This is a genomic window from Methanobacteriaceae archaeon, from assembly GCA_013403005.1.
Taxonomy (GTDB): domain Archaea; phylum Methanobacteriota; class Methanobacteria; order Methanobacteriales; family Methanobacteriaceae; genus Methanobacterium.
This window is the reverse complement of sequence record JACBOA010000003.1, coordinates 25,387-46,259: the sequence shown is the minus strand read 5'-3', so window position 1 is coordinate 46,259 and position 20,873 is coordinate 25,387. Positions and strand designations below refer to the sequence as shown.

The window sequence follows — 20,873 nt, the reverse complement described above, 5'->3', positions numbered from 1 at the left end:
GACTCCAGATAAATCCTGAGATTTCGAGTATAAATTATGGGGAAAGGTTTTTAAGGGACCAAAAGATAAACTATTATATTATTCTTAAGTACACTCTCAGGTTTGCAGTTAACTCCTACATTTACACTCCTGAATAGAGCTTAAGATCTCCGTATTCTGGCATTTTTAAATGTTCTGCGAGGGATTATATTTTGAGAAGGGGAAGAAGACCGCGATGGATGATCAAAATAGCCATAGAGCGTATGGAAATCCTCTTAAACCTCGCAGAGGAAGAATTTGCTCTTCACCCTGAGCGATCCCATCGTTACGTGGAAATGGCTCGAAAAATAGCCACCAAGTACAATCTTAAAATGCCATACTCATGGAAGGGACGGTTCTGCCGGAACTGTAATCACTTCCTTAAACCCGGTTCTAATAGTATAGTCAGGTTATCTGATTCAATGGTAAATATAAAGTGTCTGGAATGTGGAGAAATCATGAGAAAGCCTTATATTCGTGAAAAAAAGGCAAAAAGGAGGAATAAAATTGAATCCCGCACATTCCAAAAAGGAACTGATGCATAGATCCCTTTCCACCATTACCTTAAACATTGGCAAATCCGGAGTCAACCCGGGAGTCATGGATGAAATTAAACGTCAACTTAAGGAAAGAGAAGTGGTAAAGCTCAGATTTTCCAAGGGCATATCCCATGAGAAAGAAAACTATATAACCCACATAATCGAAAAATCAAATGCTAAACTCATTGATTTTAGAGGTAACGTTGCGGTAATCTTCAAAAAAAGAAGTTAATAAGGAGAAATAATATGACTACAATTTATGATGTGCCTGCCGACTTGCTTATTAATGCAGTCGCCAAGGATTTAAGTGAAAACAAAAAGATAAAACCCCCAGAATGGGCTCCATTTGTCAAAACAGGGGTTCATAAAGAGAGAAGGCCAGAAAATCCTGACTGGTGGTATGTGCGATGCGCATCCATACTCCGCAGAGTTTACATAGATGGTCCAGTTGGAATTAACAGTCTCAGAACCTACTACGGTGGTAAAAAGGACAGAGGAACCAACCCTGAAAAATTCAAACGAGGCAGTGGTTCGGTAACCAGAACCGCCCTTCACCAGTTGGAAGATGCAGGCCTAATTGAGAAAAGGGAAGAAGGTCGAGTTGTAACCCCTGCTGGAAGATCCTTCCTAGACAAGGCATCATTCCAAATTAAAAAAGACATCCCAGAACTGGCAAAATACTAAATAATTTCCATTTAATTAAATAGTGAGGTATTTCGATGAGCGATATTGAGGAAATACGGCGAAGAAGAATGCAGGAACTAGAAAAGCAAGTAGCAGCTCAACAGGCTCAGCAGCAGACTTCAGATGCCCAATCCCAGGAACAGATGCGCAGGGAACTCGAGGCCCAGAAAAGACAGGCCATGCTGCAGATACTCACCCCTGAAGCTCGCAGTCGCCTGGCAAACCTCCGCCTCACCAAACCCGAGTTCGTGGATCAGATTGAACTGCAGCTCATCCAACTGGCCCAGATGGGTCGTATTAAGTCAAAAATCACTGACCAGCAGCTTAAAGAACTACTCAGAAAACTGTCCGGTCAGAAAAGAGAAATTAACATCACCTGGAAATGAAAGCCGCAGTGCTCTACAGTGGAGGTAAAGACAGCTCCCTAATAGCGGTGATCCTGCAACGCTTAGGATACCAAGTGGAACTTTTAACTGCCAATTTCGGAGTTTTTCCATCATGGAAATCTGCTGCTAAGTCAGCATCTTCCTTAGGTTTCAAACATCGTATTCTGAGGGGGGAAAAATCTCTACTAACAGAAGCAGTGGACATGATCCTTGAAGATGGTTTTCCAAACCAGGGCATTAATTTCCTTCATCATAAAACACTCAGGCGCGCTGCAGAAAACTACCAGTTAATTGCAGATGGCACCAGAAGAGACGACAGAATACCGAAATTGGATATAAAGGAAATTCAAAGTTTTGAGGATTCTAAAGACGTACAATACATTAACCTGGCAGGTTGGGGTCATAGAACCATAAATCAGCTTTCAGAACAGCTTTTTAATCTGGTAAAAGAGCCTACCAGCATGGAGAATAACTCTGACTATGAGATTGAGATAAGATACCTTATAACCCAGTTGGAAGGTGAAGAAATAGCTGGTAAGTTATTCCCCCCACACATACAATCAAGAGTAATAGGATGGAGAGAATATGAGCAGAAATAAACCATTAGCCAAGAAATTAAGACTGGCAAAAGCAGGCAAACAAAACAGACGGGTGCCTCTATGGGTCATGTTAAAAACCTCCAGAAAGGTTAGAACACACCCAAAAATGAGACACTGGAGACGAAGCAAGATAAAAGCTTAAATTTCTAAGTTCAGGAGTGAAATAGATGGAAAGAGTTTACGTTATACCCCTCCGGGATGCTAAAAAAGCCCCACGTACCAAAAGGTCGCCCAAAGCAACCCGTGTAGTTAGGGAGTTCATCCAGAAACACATGAAATCCGACCAGGTCAAACTGGATGCATCGGTTAATGAAACCATATGGGAAAGGGGAATTCAGAAAATACCCCCCAAGATCAAAGTTAAGGCAACCAAAGAAGAAGATGGTTCCGTACTGGTCACCTTAGCCTGAGAAGGTGAGCTCCTATGATTAGGAGAATAAATCTGGCAGGTAATCCCAATTTAGGAGTAGCTATAGCAGCTACCGATAAAGCGGCTCTAGCACCACCTAATCTGGGAGAAAAAATGGTGCAAATAGTGGAGGAATGTTTACAGGCACCTGTAATAAAAACTCCCATTAGCGGAAGCAGCCTTGCCGGTGCCCTGGCAGTTGGAAACTCCAGGGGATTTCTAGTATCCAAATATGCTTTTGACAAGGAGATAGAAACTATAAAGGACTCAGGTTTAGAGGTGGAAAGGATACCGGATAAACTCACTGCAGTGGGTAACATAATACTGGCCAATGACCACGGAGCACTGGCAAACCCATTATTATCAGATGAAGCACTGGAAGTGGTTTCCCAGACACTGGACGTGGATGTGGTACGAGGAAGCATAGCTAATTTCAAAATTACTGGATCAGTGGCAGTTGCCACCAACAAAGGAGTGCTGGTGCACCCCTCTGCCACCCCCGAAGAGCTGGATTTCCTGGAGAAAACCATGAAAGTGCCTGCAGATGTGGGGACTGTGAACCAGGGAACCAGACTGGTAGGAGCAGGAAGTGTGGCCAATTCACATGGAGTACTGGTGGGTGAAAAAACTACTGGTCCAGAAATGGCAAGAATAGAAGAATCATTAGGTTTTCTTGAGGGATTATTATGAAAACGAAGATATATAGAGTTCAAGGTAAATTCATCATGGGAGACAGTTTCAAACCCTTTACCCGGGAATTGAAAGCCATGAGCGAAGAGGATATTAAAGAGAAGATCTACTCAGAATTCGGTAGCAAACATCATATTGTGCGCAACCAGATACACATCAAAAAGATTGAGGAGATCTCCCCTGAAGAAGTTCAGGATCCGCTGATCAAAACACTGGTCTCGGAGTGATTAAATGGAAGACCGACAAAGGCTGGAAGCATTAATCAACGAACTAAACGCTTACAAGGGCCAAGCGGAAGTTCTTAACCAGCAGGTGGAAACACTGAAGGCCACCATAGCCGATCTTACCATTGCACAGGAGACTCTTGATGCAATTAAAGGTAAAAAGTCACCTGAAACCCTGGTACCAATCGGCGCGGGTTCATTTTTAATCACTGAAATCAAAAACACCGAAGAAGTGATTGTGGGTCTTGGTTCAGGTGCTGCAGTTAAAAAAACCATAGATGATGCTAAGATTAGCATTGAAGAGCAGAAAAAAGAGTTGGATGGGATAATGCAGAAGATGATGTCTGATTTACAGAAAATCAGCCAGATAATATCTCAGAAAAGCCCAGAAGCCGAAGCACTCATCCAGAAAATTGAGGGTACGCCTGATAATGGATTACCCTAATCTTTATTCTTATTATTCATTTTAAACCATCTATAAAAAACCATATTAATACTGCACTTTTTATTATTAAATCTTATTATTAAGATATAAAGAATCCATTATACCAAACTCAATAAAACCAGTATTTATTTAATGTCTGGAATACATTTTTTATGAAAATAATTTTATCACAGTCAAAAATCCAGTAGGGAGTTGATGTCTTTTGTTTGAATCTTTGAAAAAGAAGTTCTCCGGCACCATTGGGAAAATCTCAGATCAGTTTGCATCTGGAGAAGAGGAAGAATCTGCTCAAGCAAAGGTAAAAGATGCTGAAATATCTCCAAAAGACAAGAATAAGATTGAGAACCTAAAAGGGGAGATGAAAGATAAAAGTTCTGAAACTTCCTCTGTAGAGGATAAAGATGTTGAACCTTCAAAAGATAAGGATATGGAAAAAAGATCACCATTTTCATTCTTACGTAGAAAATCTGAATCTGATGATGAAGATTCAAGAAAGAAACAGAAGCAGGATAAAACTGATTCTAAGAAAAAGATCGATTCTCATAAAAAAATTACTGAAGAATCCGAAAAAGACACCGAAGAAGAACCATCGGGTATGTTTACCTTTGCAACTCACAAAACCATATCTGAGAAGGACATTGATGATATTCTTTTCGAACTTGAACTAGCCCTCCTGGAGGGGGATGTGGCTCTGGAAGTAGCAGAACAAATAGTTAATTCTGTGAAAAAGGACCTGGTTGGTCGCAAGATTAAACGCAGAAGTGATGTTTCTGAATTTACTAGAGAAGCTCTTAAAAAAGCCATATCTGCGATACTGGTTGCAGACGGTCCCAATCTGAATGAATTGGTCCAAAATGCTAAAGAATCAGGCGAACCCTTAAAAATCATGTTTGTAGGGGTTAATGGAACTGGTAAGACCACTACTATTTCAAAAATAGCTGATCATTATCTAAAAGAAGGTTATACTCCGGTTATTGCAGCTTCTGACACTTTCCGTGCCGGGGCCATTGAACAGATATCTCACCATGCAGAAAACGTAGGTGTGAAGATCATAAGACACCAGAAAGGAGCAGATCCTGCGGCAGTAGCATATGATGCGGTGGAACATGCCCGGGCCCAGAAAAAGGAATTAGTCCTCATTGATACTGCAGGGAGAATGCAGACCAACGTGAACCTTATGGATGAAATGAAAAAAATCCAGAGGGTGGTAAAGCCGGATCTAGCTATATTTGTAGGTGATGCACTCACTGGAAACGATGCAGTGGAGCAAGCTCGCAAATTCAATGAAGCAGTGGGAGTAGATGGAATCATACTCACCAAGGCCGATGCTGATGCTAAAGGTGGGGCGGCACTCTCCATTGGACACGTTATAAACAAACCCATACTCTTTTTAGGTGTTGGTCAGGGATATGGTGATCTTATGGAGTTCCATCCAGAATGGATGGTGGAACAAGTGCTTGGAGATTAGAAATTCCATATTATTACTTGAAAATTTTTCTGAACAGGTTCAAATGGGCTTTTTTATTTTTTACCACCATAAACCCCAAACATATAATATTTCCACACCACATCCACCACCTCAAAGCCCGCATCTTCCATCCACACAACATGGTTCATAAGTGGAGATGGAAAATCTTCTTCTCTGTGCTTAGGCAGCCATATGGATTCAATCTCTTCTTTAGTATGATTCTGTAGCATGAAATCTATCCACTTGTTCAGGTAGGTTTGATTAAGATGAGGAGTTGAGCCCTGGATGATATCTGCATTGTAAAACACTCCTCCTTTTCTAAGGAACTCATATATTCGGTGGTAGAATGATTTCTGTTCTTCTCTCTGCAGATGATGCAGTGCTAGGGAAGAAACAACCGCATCGTATTCCTCCCTGAAATCAAGATCACGGAAATCAGATATTATAAATTCAATGTCACTGTAGGCAGCTAGTTTGGATTCTGCCATTCGGATCATGTTCTCCGCCAGATCCACACATGTAATGTGGGTATGGGGAAAAGCTTCTTTCACCTCCCGGGATATGTTACCGGTACCACAACCCAGATCCAGAACTTTAAAATTTTCTCTCTTGTGGAAAGGCAGTGATAATACTATTGAGTTAACCATATCTTCATAGAAAGGAATAATTGTTTTTATAAGTTCGTCAAATACTTCTGCTTCTTCTTCGAAGTGGTCTTTAACCTGTTTCATTAAATTCACCCAATCTAATTAATCTAAATGAGGTTTATAATCTCTTTTCAATTAAATGATCTTTAGGTGAGAGCACATTTATATTAATGACATTAAACTCATTCTAATCACATGAAACTCATTGCCCATCGGGGTGCATCAGCCTTTGAAGGAGAAAATACCCTGCGCTCAGTGAAACGTGCATTTAAATTAGGTGCAGACATGGTAGAAGTTGATGTGCGCCAGTCCAGAGATGGGGAATTAGTGGTTATTCATGATTCAACTGTAGACCGCACCACCAATGGCAAGGGATTAGTAAAGGAAAAAACACTCAAACAGCTAAAGGAACTTGATGCTGGGAATGGAGAAAAAATCCCCACCCTCAGAGAAGTTTTACAAATCCTCGAGGGAAAAGTCCCTGCTGATGAAATAGGTCTGGTAATCGAAATTAAGGAACCAGGAATTGAAAAACAGGTTTTGGATATTCTAAGATTGGAAGAAAAAGTTAAAAAGGTGATTGTAGCTTCTTTTTACCATAATGTTTCATTAAATCTAAAATCAACGGAGAAAAATATAAAAACTGGAGTTATTTTCAGCTCACAACCAGTTCGTCCAGAAATACAGGCCTTAGATGCTAAAGCAGATTTCATGTTTCCTTTCTATCAGTATTTGAATGAAGAAATGGTTTCAAGAGCTCATAATCATGGTATAGAAGTATATCCGGGGGTTATTGATTCCTCAAAGGATTTAGAATTCATTTTATCCATGGATGTAGATGGATTTGTAACTAACAATCTTATAGGCAGGAAATCAATAAAATAATTCCTTATAAAAAAATATCCAATAATCCAATAATAAATAGACCGAGATATTCACAGGAGAATTAATCCATGTTAGGCGAAAAAGAACTTATAAAGATATTCCCAGAATTTAAGGAACTGGTGGAACCTTCCGGTATTGACTTGAGGGTGGATGAAGTTTACATTCAGAAAGGACCAGGATCCCTTATTGATAATGAGAAAAAACTTCCACAACTTGAAAAACTTGAAGGTCCACTTTACACCCTCAAACCAAAGACAGCTTACAGTGTAACCATTGATGGGAAGATAAAAATCCCTAAGGGTTATTCCATGCTATATTTACCTCGTTCCACCCTCCTGCGCTCATTCATAAGCATACACACTGCAGTTGGAGATCCTGGTTTTTCAGGAACCCTTCAATTTCTTATGGTAAACCAGGGAGAATTCCCCTTCACACTCAAGCGTGGTGAAAGGATAGCCCAGGGAGTAGTGTTCCCAGTGAAGGGTTCAGGGGAATACAATGGAAGTTACCAGGAAAAATAAGAAAAGCAATGGGTAATAGGTTAATCCCATCTTAAAAAAAAACAATTCTTTTATTTTTTTTCCCTGTTTTTTATATTTTTTTAATTTATCTTTTATAAGGCATTATCCAATTCATCCACAGCTTCAGGGTTGGCCAGGGTGGTTATATCACCCACATCATCCCCTTTCACTTTGGCCTTTATCACCCGGCGCATGATCTTACCAGAACGTGTCTTGGGCAGGTCATCTACAAATCCAATATAAGCTGGGCTGGCCACCGGACCGATCTCTTTACGTACATGTTCCCGGAGAAAGTGCTTAAGCCTGGGACTGGGGCTGAATCCTTCTTTTAAGGTAACGAAACTGCAGATTTCTTCACCCTTTACCGGATCTGGTTTTCCCACCACTGCGGCTTCAGCAACAGCATCATAACTCACCAGGGCAGATTCAACCTCTGCAGTGCTTATACGGTGTCCTGCAACATTTAAGACATCATCTTCCCTGCCCTGTATCCAGAAATAACCATCCGAATCCAAACGGGCCACATCACCACTTAAATATATGCCAGGGAAGGTGCTCCAGTAAGCATCAATGTAACGTTCCGGATCCTGGTAAAGGGTGCGGAACATAGCAGGCCAGGGTGTTTTAATTACCAGGTGACCGCCTCCTTCACTGATGGAATCTCCATTATCATCCACCACATCTGCCTTCACAGTAGGGAATGGTTTCACCGCAGAGCCGGGCTTGAGGGGAGTAATGGGGAGGGGTGTTATGAGATGCATACCAGTCTCAGTCTGCCACCAGGTGTCCATAATTGGGCACTGCCTGTTTCCAATGTGTTTATGGTACCACATCCATGCTTCTGGATTAATAGGTTCCCCTACACTACCTAGAAGTCTGAGAGAAGTTAAATCATGCTTTTGAGGCCATTTTTCCCCGTATTTCATGAACATGCGAATGGTGGTGGGGGCGGTGTAGAATACAGTCACACCATAATCTTCAATCATCCTCCACAATCTATCAGGATCAGGGTAATCGGGAGCGCCTTCATACATAACGGAAGTAGCTCCCATAATCAGTGGTGCATAAACAATGTAACTGTGGCCAGTTATCCAGCCAATATCTGCAGCACACCACCATATATCCTCATCTTTTAGGTCAAAAACCATTTTTAAAGTGGCATAGATGCCAACTGCGTAGCCACCATGGACATGCACCACTCCTTTAGGTTTCCCGGTTGTTCCGGAGGTGTATAAAATGAAAAGTAGGTCTTCTGCATCCATGATCTCTGTGGGACATTCTCTTTCCTGATCCTGGATCACCTCATCCCACCATAAATCTCTTCCAGGTTTCATATCCACAGAGCAATGGGCATGTTGAACTACTATAAGCTTTTCCAGGGATGGAATGTCATCTAAAACTTCATCCACATTTTCTTTAAGTGGTATGACTTTTCCCCGACGATAGAATCCGTCAACAGTTATAGCAACTTTTACCTGAGCATCGTTGGCTCTTTCCTGGAATGCTTTAGCCCAAAAACCAGAAAAAACCACACTATGCACTGCTCCGATCTTGGCACAAGCTAACATGGCAATGGGTAACTCCAGGATCATGGGCAGGTAAATAGACACACGATCGCCCTTTTTAACACCAAGACCACGCAGGGCATTGGCCATCTGGTTAACCTTACGATAAAGATCATGATAGGTGAGCTTCTTTACCTCTCCTGATTCACCTTCCCATATATATGCCACCTTATTTTTACGCCAGGTCTTAACATGCCGGTCCAGGGCATTGTGCACAATGTTGAATTTACCCTTAATGAACCATTCTGCGTGGGGTGGATCCCATTTTAAGACATCTTTATAGGGTTGAAACCATTCCAGCTCTCTGGCGAGCTCATCCCAGAACCATTCAGGGTCTTTTTCAGCCCTTTGCAGAAGTTCTTCATAATCCTCAATTCCATACCTTTTCATCCATATCTGGATATTACTATTCTCTGATAAATCTTCAGATGGTGGAAATAATCTATTTTCCTTTAAAAGAGCATCTAATTCACTGGGCAATATTAACCCCTCCTCTATCCCCTTAAGATCATCAATTTCCTCAACTTTTATTTAATGTACATATGTTTTATCAATCCCATAAATTTTTGCCATGTAACGAATACTAAACTAGCAATAATACTAAACCGCCCTTAGATTATGCAAATCCAATCAATAAATTTATCAAAAAAATCCGGAATTCAGTAAAAACAGAAAGTAAGAACGAAAAAACTTATAATTTTAATTCAACTCCGGTTTGCGGAATATTTCACCAAAAATCAACTTATTTTTTTTTTTAATAATGACTATCAGGGTATCGGGATGCACCAGCAACTACCCAACTTTTATTAAAATGTTTTTACTTCAATATCTTGTAAATTGGATTGAAAAAACCCTACCAACAAATCACTGGCAAAGGATTTAATATCCAGGGTCCTTTCTTAGAAGGAAGCAGCATAGAAAATTATACCTACTATGGGAATCGCCACTGGTGAGATGGTTAACGTTAACCTTACTGAAGCAGCTAAAAACCAGGATAACAGCTTCATAATAAAAAAACGAGTTCAACACTCCAAATTATCCATAAAACTCTTACAAAAAGGTTAACTTTCTATTGTATATGCATATGGCGGCACAGGAGCCTTAAGGTCAAAATAGGTATAAAAAGACTTATGTATTCATTAAGGGCAATAATACTAAGTATTATGGGATTATAATCACTATTAGTGCGTATATGATGGTAATAATTAATTATTTCAAAATTTATCAATTCAGTTGTCATTAAATAAACTGCTAAAAAATAGGAAAAGCTAAAAGATGATTCATCTAAGAATTTCAATTTCAGTGTACATTGAAAGGTATCAAAAAAATTCTGATTAAGTTTAATTAATTAGTACACCATAATTTAACCCATGCAAAAAGTGGCTAAGATTTCATTAGCAGATGCCCTGGTTAGAATACTCAAAAAAGAAGGTATTAAATTCATATTCGGCCACCCAGGGGAACAAATTCTACCCTTGTACCAGTCACTACGCACATCATCTATTAAACACATACTAATGCGCCATGAACAGGGTGCAGCCCACGCAGCAGATGGATATGCACGAGCATCATTCCAACCAGGAGTGTGTGCAGCATCCGCAGGGCCAGGAGCTTTAAATCTGGTGATGGGTGTAGCGGCAGCTTACAAAGATTCAGTTCCTCTATTAGTGATTACTGGCGATGTTCCAAGAAATTTGAAGTATCAGAATGTCTTTCAGGATGTGGATATTAATGCTGTTTTTGAACCGGTAACCCTCGAAAGCCACTTGATAAAGGACCCTGTTGAAGGGGTTAGAATTTTAAAAAAGGCGCTTTTCATTCTAAAAAACGGCAAAACCGGTCCAATACATCTAAACTTTCCTCGTGATGTTCTCCAGGAGGAAGTTGATGAATCATTACTAGATGAACAGGTGAAAGTAGCCATTAAGACAGATTGGGCTGACTTTAAACAAGTAGAAGATCTGCTTGAGAAATCAAAAAAACCCCTAATCCTGGCTGGAGCAGGGGTTTTATGGTCTAATGCCATTGAAGATATGCGTATATTCGCAGAAAAGCATCAAATTCCAGTGGCCACCACTTACCCTGCTCGGGGAGTGATAAATGAAGAACATCCCCTTTCCATGGGGCTTTTAGGAATTCGAGGAACCCCTGCAGCAAACTTTGCAGGAAAAAATTCAGACCTCATCCTGGCCTTGGGATGCAGGTTATCAGAAAGAACCATTGGAGGCTTATCTGAAAAAACTCAGGATTTTTTATCAAAACGAACCCCTAAAGGTTTATCAGGACCAAGGCATGGTCCAGAGAATCTTCCTGTAATCCATGTTAATCTGGACAGTGATGTTTTAAAGGGGACCCTCAATATCCAAGCTGATGTGAAGGATTTCCTGGTAAAAATTAGCGAAATATCAGCTCAAAACACTGAAAAATGGCTGGAGGAACTTCAAAAATATGATAAGGTTCATAAAATCAGGACTGATTTTGACGACATTCCCCTAAAACCTCAAAAAGCTATTAAAGAAATTTTAGACAATATAGGGGATTCTACTCTGGTGAATGATGCTGGAAGCCATACTACATGGGTAAATCTATTGATGAATGTTTCAGAACCATCTTCCATGATTTTTTCTGGCGGATTCGGTCCCATGGGCTATGGAATCCCTGCATCAGTGGGTGTTAGTCTGGCCAGACCTAATAGGAAGGTAGTGGTTGTGGTGGGTGATGGTGGTTTTCAGATGACAGTTCAGGAACTAGCCACTATCGCTGAACTGGACTTACCCATCATAATTTGCTTGATAAATAACCAATCCCTGGGGATTATACGGCAGTGGCAAGAGCTCTACTATGACGGATCATTCCAAGTGAAACTTGAAAATCCTGATTTCCTAAAACTGGCCCATGCTTACCATATAAAAGCCAAAATCGCGGCTGCTCCAGGGGAAGTTGAAGATGCAATGCACGGAGCACTAAAACTTAATAAACCAGTACTAATAGAGATAATAGTTGATGAAAATGAAGACATCCCCCTCCCCAAGTGAATTAGATATTATTTTATTTATTCAGGTGATTAAATGAAAGTTTTGCTCATTAATCCACCCTACTTTAATTCCAAATACAAATTCATAGGATTAGTGGCACCTCCACTGGGAATAGCATATATTGCTGCGGTTTTAGAGGAAAATAATATTGATGTGGAAATAATTGATGCCGCGGCACTGGAACTCAGCTGGGAATCACTGGAAGATGAAATAAGAAAAGCAAATCCGGATCTGGTAGCCATCACCGCCCTGACCCCCACCATATCCAATGCCCTGCGAACTGCTCAGCTGGCCAAGAAAACCTGTCCCCAAGCTACGGTGGTCATGGGAGGATATCATCCCACCTTTAATTACCAGGAAATGTTGGAAAGAGAATACGTGGATGTGGTAGTGATGGGTGAGGGAGAATACACCATGCTGGAACTGGTGGAAACCCTATCTGAAGGTGGAGATCTGAGAAAAGTAAAGGGCATAGCCTATGGGGATGTGGTAACACCACCCCGGCCTTTAATTATGGATCTTGATGAATTGCCTTTCCCAGCACGGCACTTACTTCCCATGGATCATTATAAAATTCTCAATATGAAGTTACACACTGCTACTCTAATATCAGGAAGGGGATGCCCTATGCAGTGCTCTTTCTGTGCCTCTGCCGCCCTGCATGGAAACAAACTCAGAATGAGATCCTCGAAAAACGTGGTGGATGAAATGGAACACCTCATTAATGACCATGAAGCGGGTATGATTGCATTTATGGATGATACATTCACTCTAAAACCAAGTAGGGTGGCAGAAATCTGTGATGAAATTATCAAAAGGAAGCTTGATGTTTACTGGGGATGCACAGCCCGGGCAGATACCCTTTCTGATAAATTACTTCATAAATTGAGGGAATCTGGGTGTATAACCCTGTTTTTGGGAGTGGAATCCGCGGATCAGCAGCAACTGGACCGGGTGAACAAACAATTAACCATTGAAAAAATAAGAAATGCATTTTCACTGGCCCGAAAGAATCATATACGCACCATAGCTTCTGTAGTCCTGGGAATGCCTGGGGACACTAAGGATAGCATTGAAAGAACTATTAAATTTGCAAGGGATCTGAACCCTTCATATGCGGTTTTCAGTCTGGCCACACCCTACCCTGGAACTCGCTTCTATCAGCAAGCAGTTCAAGGGAACCTGATTAAAGTGAAGGACTGGTCCAAATACACTCTTCTCTCCCCTGTGCTGGAAACAGTGGACTGTTCCATGGATGAACTCAAAAAAATGCAAAAAACAGCCTTCAGACGATTCTACCTGAGACCAGCTTATCTATTGAAACAGGCCTGGATGGATGGTCCGATACTCTTTAAGACTGTTGCGACTATGATAAGGGAAGTTTAACTAAAAATAGTTTAATTTTTTCCAAAAAATCATTATATTTATTCTTTCAATAAGAAAAATCTAAGGGGCTAAATTTTATTTTAGATATGGGATAGATTTGAAGATTTTTGATATGGCTTTTTTACTTTGTTTAGCATCTTCATAGTCAGGGTTTAATTCTAAAGCTTTATCAAAACAATTTTCTGCTTCATTTAGTTTTCCAAGTTTCACTAAAACATACCCTTTGCCATAAAAAATTTTTTCATTTTCCTTGTTTAATTGTAATGCCTTATTTAAACATTCCAGTGCTTTTTCATATCTTTCTAAATAGGCTAAAGAAAAACCTTTACCCATCCATGCTAAATCATAGTCAGAGTTCAATTCCAAAGCTTTATCATAACAAATCAAACTATCCTCAAATTTTTGCATTTTACTAAGAGCATTGCCTTTATTGTACCATGCTTTATCATATTTGGGATCTATTTTAATTGATTGATCAAAATATTCTAGTGATTCCTCAAATTTCCCATGATTTATAAGTTTAATACCTTTATTATTCATGGATTTCTTTTTAAAACTATCAAAAACACCCATTCTTAACATACTCCTCAATTTAATGAAATTTAATATATTAACATAATCTCGCACTACTGGATTTAGAAATATTTTTTATGAATTCTTCTATTAATTCTAAGTTTTCATAGGCCAATTTTAAAGTAATTACACTACTTCCAGCAATTACCCATTTAAATTCTTTCATAGCACCAATGAAATCACCATCATTCCATTTTTCTTTTGTTTTTTCCAACTTTTCTCTTATAAACTTCCCAACTTCAGTCATATCCTCATCATTGTCACCGCCTATGGGTGGTGGGGCAAATAAATGTTCATACCTCTCAGCTACAGCCAATCCACTAGGGGTATGTGGGTATCCAAACATCACATCATAAGATTCTTCATCTTCATTTTCTGATATTAACCTTAATAATTCGCTGGTTTTCCAGTATGTTTCTTTTAGTTGTTGTATTGTGGGTGTTGGTTCATCATAGATGAATGTGTTTATTAAAGCAAAGGGTAAGAATGCATTTCCACATATTTCTCGGCATTTTTCGGGTGGTAGCCAGCCTTGATCAACGCAAATTTCGAATATGACACAGGCTACAACTACACCTGCTGTAATTGGCATAGCATATGCTGCGATTGTTAATAGCATTCCGGTTCCTATTAATGTTCCAGTTCCGAATGCTGTTCCAGCACTTTCGGCTATGGCTCCGGTTCCTAAAGCAACTAAACCAGCTCTCATACTAATCTCATATGTAGATTTAAGCCAGTCCGGTTGAATACTGAGGTTCGTGCCATTCAATTTTTCCGCAAGTTCACTGGCCCACTCAGTTTGTTGATCAGAATAACACCAACTACCATAAGAAAAAGTTGGATTGGTGACCATAACATCACGGACTATGCCAGTTACAGGATCGATCACCAAGAATAAATGATTATCAACGGATTTAATCACTATATAACCATTGCTCATGAATGTATTTGGCATTTCACCATTAAGCATCTTCTGACCCAAACTAATGGTAATAGAAGAATAAATTTCGGATATATTTCCTGTAAAAGAAGAATTGATGGAGGGGAATAATGTTTTCATAACAGAATGCTCGATGGGATTGATAACAAGAGAACAAGCAAACCTAAACGCATAAACATTACTTGAATCACCAGTAACATCCATACCAAAACGATGATCGCATTCTAAGGTCATATAACCATCATAAGCATCATCACAAACTGAAACTGCAATAGGAGTAATACGACTCCAAGTAACATTAAACTTAGAAGCTGCTTGATCTGCCACCATGTCATGACACTTAATCATCAATAAAGAAGCTAGGAAAGTGCCATACGCAGCCTTCGTAGGCCCTGCCTGATACAAAAACTTCTTATCCAACCAGCACTGTAAAGTTTCATCCGTAACTTTAGTTGTGACAATGGCAAAGCTTCTAACACCTTCATATCCCCCATCATAAGTGTTTCCATTGGCATCAGCACCGTAACTATTGAAATATGGAACTTCTGTTATTATTGCTTTTTAATGAAGAAATTAATATATCTATCTTTTTTCGCTGATTTAGTGGCGTATAACGTGATTTTGATAATAGAAACATTTTTTGGTATGTTAATATTGTAGGCAAAGTTATTTTCCGCATCTAATGGTATGGTTTGATTATAGATACCTAAATCACTTGATGTAATTGTAACAGTTGCATTTACTTCTGAAGAACCATTTATGAGGCATTGTGTAGTGTTATTAGCTATACAAACAATCATTTCCCCACTATCAGTATAATCCGCATTTACAAACCCGTTTGAAGGATTAAAATTAAGACCAAGTAAGGTTGAATTCTCAACAGGAGTTAAAAGACAAATTACACTGATTATTAAAATAATACTCAGTAAAGAAGCGCTGCAAATGGCAATGGTTTGATTTCTGGGACTTAAACCAGACCACCATTTCCTATGGTCCTCTGATTCATTTTCAGGAAGTTCATGGAAATCTTCAGTTTCATTTGTGATTCTTAACTTTTTAAGTCCAACAGCGAGAAATCCTCCAAGAATTACCAGAGCTATAAACTTACCCATTTCTAAGAAAAAATATATCAGATTATCTAGAGGCACTAATATTACAGTAATAATGATTCCAATGAGGGTGCTTGATAGAAGCGTGTTTTTATATTCTGATTGCGAATCAAATGATAAATAAAACCCACTAATACCACAATGATCAGCAAATAAGCTGGTGAAAGATAATAAACTTGAGATGTTCCTGTAATATCCATCGATTATATCTCCTTTAAATATTATTATTTGGCATTTTTTGAAAACAGTAATAAGTTACTGAATAAGTTGCAATTATTCCTCCTTGTTCATTTTTAGGTATTTTAAATTTAAATGTGTGATGATCACCTTGGTAAAGTACAGAGAAGTTTTCCCGGTAGCAAAACAGCATATTGAGTTTCTCTATAAGATTTGTCCCCAACATAATAAACAATAGAACATTCCAAAACCCAACAATCATTATTAGGGGGAGTTCTAACAACTTTATAATGGAGCCAAGTGTCATCCTCTTCATCACCACCATATCCATAAATCATGAAATTACAATCTGGCGTTATTGAACTTCCCATAAAATTTGTAGGCTGCTCTTTTTCTAGATCAGATTGTGATGGAATGATATCATGATAATATTTTTCTAATCCTTCATATAATGTATCCCAGAACCATTGTGATGGACCTGATTCTCCCCAATACTTATACATAAGGGAATAAGAAATATAGTGCGGTCAAATCGTCCATTTCTCTCGGCTACCTCTATCGCCCCAGGCATAACCGAATCAATTAAGTTTATTGTCATTAAAGGCAGTAATAACGGTGCTAAGAATTTCGCTGTTGCAACGCCCAACTCCATAAGAGCCCAACTTTTACTTAAACAAATATCATCAATCGAACTTAACCATTCAGGTAGATTATTCAACAATTTCTCACCCAGTTCACTGGCCCCTTCTGTCTGCTGGTCAGAATAACACCAACTACTATAAGAAAAAGTAGAATTATTAGTGACCATTACATCGCGGACAATTCCAGTTTCAAGATCAAGCACTAAAAACAATCGATTATCCGCTGACTTAATCACCAAATAACCGTTACTCACAAAGATATCAACCATTTCACCATTTAAAAGGATCTGCCCTAAACCAATAGTAATAGAAGAACACAAACGGCCTAAAGAAGAATTTACTTCAAAAGAATCATCAATACTTGGGAGCAATGTTTTCATAACCCCACGCTCAATCGGATTAATGGTAGATGAAAAGGCAAACCTAAACGCATAAACATTACTTGAATCACCAGTAACATCCATACCAAAACGATGATCACACTCTAAGGTCATATAACCATCATAAGCATCATCACAAACTGAAACTGCAATAGGAGTAGTACGACTCCAGGTAACGTTAAACTTAGAAGCTGCTTGATCTGCCACCATGTCATACACTTAATCATCAATAAAGAAGCTAGGAACTTACCATACGCAGCTTTCATAGGGACAAGAGCGTATAATGATTTCTTGTTCAGCCACTACCTTAGGATTTTATTGGTTACTTGGGTTGTGGCGAAAATTTAAGATTTAGAAGATAAAATTTCTTTTTTTGCATTTTTAGCATCTTCATAATCAGGATCAATTTCCAAAGCTTTATCAAAACATTTTAAAGCTTCTTCATCTTTTTCAAGAGTTTTAAACACAATGCCTTTATAATACCATGCTCTTTCATCGTTTGAATTTAATTCCAAAGCTTTATCAAGAGATTCTATGGCTTTTTGATATTCTTTAAGTTCAATTAAAGCAATGCCTTTGTTAGTCCAGTATCCGCTTAATTTGGGGAAATATTTTAGAGCTTGATCAAAACATTTTAAAGCTTCTTCATATTTACCAACCTTTTTGAGAACAACACCTTTGTTGTTCCAAGCTTCAAAATTCTTTGGATCTAAATTTAAAGCATTTTCGTAACACTCAAGAGCATTCTCATATTTATGTAGATAATTAAAAGCATCTCCTTTAAAACTCCAATCTTTACTAGAATCAGGTTCTAACTCCAGTACTGCAAGGTAACATTTTGATGCTTCTTCATATCTCCCCATAATTTCTAAAGTTATATTTTTGTTTCTCATTCCACTAATATCTCTAGGATAAAGCTTTAAAACTTCATTATCACACTCTAACGCCTTTCCATATTCACCCTGTTTTAAAAATTCTTTGCCTTTTCGCATTAGTGATCTTTTTTTCAATTTATTTTGAATTTTGCCAAAAACCATTTAAAAACTCCTTTCTTATCATACTAAGGGTAATTTGGTGTATAATTTGTATTATTATTAGTGGTGTTATTACTAGTTTTATTAAATTCAATCCAATCTTTTATAATAATATCATAGGCATACGCTCCACCGAATATCCAAAGAGCACCAATTCCAAAAATTACTCCAGCACTTGCTTTGGCAATTTCAACAGGGTTACCTTCTGCGATACCTTTAATCATATTTTGACCCTGTTTCTTTATACCACGGCATATTTTTAGGAATGCCTGTGTCCATAAATCTGGATCTAAATCCGGACCTCCATCTCTAAATTTATATGTTCCATCTTTCTGAGGTATTCCAATCTGATTCCCTACTCTAACTACTTCAAGTTTTTTCCCAGCCAAATAAGTTTTTCCTAATTCTTGAAGTTCATTGAAAAGTTCAATGTCATTATTCTCATACAACTCATCAATAATGATGCGGCCTTCATGTTTGCTTCTTGAAGTTCTTCCGGTGTTGGTTCTCGGTCTTTTGGTAAGAATAGTGATAATGCTCCTGTCCATGTTTCGCTTTGATTTTTTTTCATGTCGTAGATTTCTTTCATTATTCTGAGTTTTTCTGGGAATTCATAAAGCATGAAATAAGGTTCATAAAGCAGTACAGCAACTGCAACTGACATCCCAATAAATGCCCCTCCTTCAACCATAACAGTTCCCACGGCACCTAACTCCAATACACCTGCTGTGCCTCCAACTGCTGTTGCAGATCCTCCTTCAGCAGCATATAGCCGCAGTACTTATAAGACTTAACCACACAAGTTTCATTTTTTCCATACTTACGGTTTCATTATTAGAACGGAGTTCTTCTCCGAGATCACTGGAGCAGTCTGTCTGCTGGTCGGAATAACAGTTAGCATCATGTAAAGGGCCATAATCAGGTTATTCTGAAGTATTATCTTTTTGTTATTTTTTTTGAGTATTTCCTATTTTTTTAAGTGCACTTCTAATGAATAGTATGATTAGGAGTGTGAATATTCCAACTTCTATGTAGTATAAGAGTTTATCAACAGTTGGAGAGAGCAAAATTAAACTTAATCCCATTAAAACTAAAAAAACAACCCCAAAAAATAGAAAAAGATTTTTATTATAATATGCTTTTAATTTAAACACATCAATTATGAGGTTAATCAAAAAAAAGAAGATCAATGGAATATAATATGTGAAAGAGGGGTCTTTCAAGTACCAGGATGAGGTTAATATTAAAAACCAACTTCCAAATATAATTTTTATCAATTCTGAACTTGTCTTCATACGCCACGTCCTGTTTAATAGTTATATAATAGATTAAATGAAATACACTGATAAAAATCTGTTAGTTGTATTGGTATTATTAACTCTTCTTTTTTCTGGTAATAATGATGCTTCAGGAGTTTCAAAGACTACAGCATGCCTACTATAAAGTGTTGTTCCATATAGCTTGATTTCTAGCCAATGATTTTCTCTCATTTCGGAGAAATCCCCCCTATATAGACCTATTCCAGTAGTTATTAGACCAGCTAAAAATTCTACTGCACTTTCACCTGCAAGAACATCTGGACCGCCAACGGCAAGAAGGCCGATTGTAATATCATATTGAGCGGCGACTAAAAAATTATTAAAATTAAAATTTACCTTAACACCATCTGAATAAAATTGTGTAAATTCAGATAGGGAATTTGTAAGAAACATGTTGCTAACTTCCAATGATATCATAGCACTATTCAAGAATCCCATAAGCCCCGATTTAATGTTATTGGCAAGTTGATTGAAGTCAATGGTTCCATTGCCTTTTATAAGGAGATCTAAGATTGTCTGTCCATTTTTATATATGCTTTCTGTTAGGTTGCATGCCCATTCTGTTTGTTGGCTTTTATAGCAGTAGCTTCCACAAGTATTTGTTCCGTTCATTAGGTCCATTACTAGTCCTGTTTCTGGGTCTATTACTAGTACTTTGGTGTTGTTTCCGAGTTGTCTGATTATTATGTGGCCATTGCTTTCGAACATTTCCAGGGTTCCGCCATTTAGTAGGGTGTGTCCCAGGCCAATGGTTACGCTTCCTGTGGGTTATGTGCCTGTGGTGGTTCCGTTGGTGTTGTTGGGGAATAGTGCGGACATTATCCAGTATTCTATGGGTGAGAATGCTGATGAGCAGGCGAAACGGAAGGCTTTCACATTTTGGGGGTTTCCGGTTACGTCCATTCCCATGCGGTGGTCCATTTCTCCGGTTAGTAAGGTGCTGTAGGCATCGTCGAGTGTGGAAATTGCAGTGGGTGTGGTGCGAGTCCAAGTGACATTGTATCGGGCTGCTGCTGAATCTGCCACCAGGTCATGACATTTGATCACTAGTAGGGAGTTCAGGAATGTTCCATAAGCTGCTTTCATAGCCCCATTGAATAAGTGGAATTCTGGTTTAGCCAGTAAGCAAGAATATCATCATTAACTTTAGTGGTGGCAATGGCAAAACTCTTAACAACCTCATAACCCACCCTAAAACC

The 20,873-nt window shown here is 38.7% G+C and carries 30 protein-coding genes; 15 read left to right on the top strand and 15 right to left on the bottom strand.

Features of this window, described 5'->3' with window-relative positions:
* Positions 1–191 precede the first annotated feature (191 nt).
* The 11 genes from HVN35_03485 to ftsY all read left to right on the top strand — a co-directional run bounded on the left by HVN35_03485 (position 192) and on the right by ftsY (position 5,462).
* Positions 192–563 (top strand): ribonuclease P, encoded by a 372-nt coding sequence (locus HVN35_03485; protein NYB51616.1) that lies wholly within the window; start codon positions 192–194, stop codon positions 561–563.
* Positions 556–789, top strand: coding sequence for a YhbY family RNA-binding protein (locus HVN35_03480; GenBank protein ID NYB51615.1), 234 nt, complete (start codon positions 556–558; stop codon positions 787–789). The genes HVN35_03485 and HVN35_03480 overlap by 8 nt, the downstream gene beginning before the upstream one ends.
* Positions 790–803: 14 nt before the next feature.
* Positions 804–1,241, top strand: a complete 438-nt coding sequence (locus tag HVN35_03475; protein NYB51614.1) for a 30S ribosomal protein S19e — start codon at positions 804–806, stop codon at positions 1,239–1,241.
* 35 nt (positions 1,242–1,276) lie between these two features.
* Positions 1,277–1,627, top strand: coding sequence for a DNA-binding protein (locus HVN35_03470; GenBank protein ID NYB51613.1), 351 nt, complete (start codon positions 1,277–1,279; stop codon positions 1,625–1,627).
* Entirely contained in the window at positions 1,624–2,226 is a 603-nt protein-coding gene (locus HVN35_03465; GenBank protein NYB51612.1) for a hypothetical protein, read from the top strand. Before HVN35_03470 ends, HVN35_03465 begins: the two co-directional genes overlap by 4 nt.
* The gene (locus HVN35_03460; protein NYB51611.1) at positions 2,213–2,368 is read left to right on the top strand and encodes a 50S ribosomal protein L39e; all 156 of its coding nucleotides are present in this window, start codon (positions 2,213–2,215) and stop codon (positions 2,366–2,368) included. The genes HVN35_03465 and HVN35_03460 overlap by 14 nt, the downstream gene beginning before the upstream one ends.
* Positions 2,369–2,393: 25 nt before the next feature.
* Complete coding sequence (locus HVN35_03455; protein NYB51610.1) at positions 2,394–2,636, top strand: 50S ribosomal protein L31e; 243 nt, start codon at positions 2,394–2,396, stop codon at positions 2,634–2,636.
* A gap of 14 nt (positions 2,637–2,650) precedes the next feature.
* Positions 2,651–3,325: a translation initiation factor IF-6 gene (locus tag HVN35_03450; protein ID NYB51609.1), complete on the top strand. Its 675-nt coding sequence runs from the start codon at positions 2,651–2,653 to the stop codon at positions 3,323–3,325.
* Entirely contained in the window at positions 3,322–3,552 is a 231-nt protein-coding gene (locus HVN35_03445) for a 50S ribosomal protein L18a (protein ID NYB51608.1), read from the top strand. Before HVN35_03450 ends, HVN35_03445 begins: the two co-directional genes overlap by 4 nt.
* A 4-nt stretch (positions 3,553–3,556) precedes the next feature.
* A complete protein-coding gene (gene pfdA / locus HVN35_03440) occupies positions 3,557–3,994 on the top strand; it encodes a prefoldin subunit alpha (protein NYB51607.1) in 438 nt (145 codons plus the stop codon).
* A 202-nt stretch (positions 3,995–4,196) separates the two neighbouring features.
* A complete protein-coding gene (ftsY, locus tag HVN35_03435) occupies positions 4,197–5,462 on the top strand; it encodes a signal recognition particle-docking protein FtsY (protein NYB51606.1) in 1,266 nt (421 codons plus the stop codon).
* Positions 5,463–5,515: 53 nt separating this feature from the next.
* On the opposite strand, the gene HVN35_03430 is transcribed toward ftsY, so the two are convergent.
* Positions 5,516–6,193: a class I SAM-dependent methyltransferase gene (locus HVN35_03430; protein ID NYB51605.1), complete on the bottom strand. Its 678-nt coding sequence runs from the start codon at positions 6,191–6,193 to the stop codon at positions 5,516–5,518.
* Positions 6,194–6,304: 111 nt separating this feature from the next.
* Here HVN35_03430 and HVN35_03425 point away from each other — a divergent pair, with 111 nt between their 5' ends.
* Together HVN35_03425 and HVN35_03420 are read left to right on the top strand one after the other, a co-directional pair.
* Positions 6,305–6,994, top strand: coding sequence for a glycerophosphodiester phosphodiesterase (locus tag HVN35_03425; protein ID NYB51604.1), 690 nt, complete (start codon positions 6,305–6,307; stop codon positions 6,992–6,994).
* A 68-nt stretch (positions 6,995–7,062) separates the two neighbouring features.
* A complete protein-coding gene (locus HVN35_03420; protein NYB51603.1) occupies positions 7,063–7,515 on the top strand; it encodes a deoxyuridine 5'-triphosphate nucleotidohydrolase in 453 nt (150 codons plus the stop codon).
* Between the two features lie 92 nt (positions 7,516–7,607).
* Here the strand turns inward: HVN35_03420 and acs are convergent, their stop codons facing one another.
* Complete coding sequence (gene acs / locus HVN35_03415) at positions 7,608–9,560, bottom strand: acetate--CoA ligase (protein ID NYB51602.1); 1,953 nt, start codon at positions 9,558–9,560, stop codon at positions 7,608–7,610.
* An 890-nt stretch (positions 9,561–10,450) separates the two neighbouring features.
* Between acs and HVN35_03410 the strand changes: the two genes are divergently transcribed.
* Together HVN35_03410 and HVN35_03405 are read left to right on the top strand one after the other, a co-directional pair.
* Positions 10,451–12,115 carry a thiamine pyrophosphate-binding protein gene (locus tag HVN35_03410; protein NYB51601.1) on the top strand — a complete coding sequence of 555 codons (1,665 nt, stop codon included), beginning with the start codon at positions 10,451–10,453 and terminating at the stop codon, positions 12,113–12,115.
* Positions 12,116–12,148: 33 nt separating this feature from the next.
* Positions 12,149–13,501: a cobalamin B12-binding domain-containing protein gene (locus HVN35_03405; protein ID NYB51600.1), complete on the top strand. Its 1,353-nt coding sequence runs from the start codon at positions 12,149–12,151 to the stop codon at positions 13,499–13,501.
* Positions 13,502–13,576: 75 nt separating this feature from the next.
* Here the strand turns inward: HVN35_03405 and HVN35_03400 are convergent, their stop codons facing one another.
* The 13 genes from HVN35_03400 to HVN35_03340 all read right to left on the bottom strand — a co-directional run bounded on the left by HVN35_03400 (position 13,577) and on the right by HVN35_03340 (position 20,760).
* The gene (locus HVN35_03400) at positions 13,577–14,074 is read right to left on the bottom strand and encodes a tetratricopeptide repeat protein (GenBank protein ID NYB51599.1); all 498 of its coding nucleotides are present in this window, start codon (positions 14,072–14,074) and stop codon (positions 13,577–13,579) included.
* A gap of 37 nt (positions 14,075–14,111) precedes the next feature.
* The gene (locus HVN35_03395; protein NYB51598.1) at positions 14,112–15,344 is read right to left on the bottom strand and encodes a hypothetical protein; all 1,233 of its coding nucleotides are present in this window, start codon (positions 15,342–15,344) and stop codon (positions 14,112–14,114) included.
* Positions 15,345–15,373: 29 nt separating this feature from the next.
* Positions 15,374–15,523 carry a hypothetical protein gene (locus HVN35_03390; GenBank protein ID NYB51597.1) on the bottom strand — a complete coding sequence of 50 codons (150 nt, stop codon included), beginning with the start codon at positions 15,521–15,523 and terminating at the stop codon, positions 15,374–15,376.
* Between the two features lie 42 nt (positions 15,524–15,565).
* On the bottom strand, positions 15,566–16,126 hold the full coding sequence (locus HVN35_03385; protein NYB51596.1) for a hypothetical protein: 561 nt from the start codon (positions 16,124–16,126) through the stop codon (positions 15,566–15,568).
* A gap of 41 nt (positions 16,127–16,167) precedes the next feature.
* Positions 16,168–16,323, bottom strand: a complete 156-nt coding sequence (locus tag HVN35_03380; protein NYB51595.1) for a hypothetical protein — start codon at positions 16,321–16,323, stop codon at positions 16,168–16,170.
* Positions 16,324–16,337: 14 nt separating this feature from the next.
* The gene (locus HVN35_03375) at positions 16,338–16,631 is read right to left on the bottom strand and encodes a hypothetical protein (GenBank protein ID NYB51594.1); all 294 of its coding nucleotides are present in this window, start codon (positions 16,629–16,631) and stop codon (positions 16,338–16,340) included.
* Between the two features lie 105 nt (positions 16,632–16,736).
* Positions 16,737–17,531 carry a hypothetical protein gene (locus tag HVN35_03370; protein NYB51593.1) on the bottom strand — a complete coding sequence of 265 codons (795 nt, stop codon included), beginning with the start codon at positions 17,529–17,531 and terminating at the stop codon, positions 16,737–16,739.
* Positions 17,532–17,665: 134 nt separating this feature from the next.
* Positions 17,666–18,358 carry a tetratricopeptide repeat protein gene (locus tag HVN35_03365; protein ID NYB51592.1) on the bottom strand — a complete coding sequence of 231 codons (693 nt, stop codon included), beginning with the start codon at positions 18,356–18,358 and terminating at the stop codon, positions 17,666–17,668.
* Positions 18,359–18,381: 23 nt separating this feature from the next.
* Complete coding sequence (locus HVN35_03360; protein NYB51591.1) at positions 18,382–18,804, bottom strand: hypothetical protein; 423 nt, start codon at positions 18,802–18,804, stop codon at positions 18,382–18,384.
* The gene (locus HVN35_03355; GenBank protein ID NYB51590.1) at positions 18,756–19,058 is read right to left on the bottom strand and encodes a hypothetical protein; all 303 of its coding nucleotides are present in this window, start codon (positions 19,056–19,058) and stop codon (positions 18,756–18,758) included. Before HVN35_03355 ends, HVN35_03360 begins: the two co-directional genes overlap by 49 nt.
* A gap of 244 nt (positions 19,059–19,302) precedes the next feature.
* Positions 19,303–19,650 (bottom strand): hypothetical protein, encoded by a 348-nt coding sequence (locus HVN35_03350; GenBank protein NYB51589.1) that lies wholly within the window; start codon positions 19,648–19,650, stop codon positions 19,303–19,305.
* A 33-nt stretch (positions 19,651–19,683) separates the two neighbouring features.
* Entirely contained in the window at positions 19,684–20,382 is a 699-nt protein-coding gene (locus HVN35_03345) for a hypothetical protein (GenBank protein NYB51588.1), read from the bottom strand.
* Between the two features lie 60 nt (positions 20,383–20,442).
* On the bottom strand, positions 20,443–20,760 hold the full coding sequence (locus HVN35_03340; protein NYB51587.1) for a hypothetical protein: 318 nt from the start codon (positions 20,758–20,760) through the stop codon (positions 20,443–20,445).
* Between the last annotated feature and the right edge of the window lie 113 nt (positions 20,761–20,873).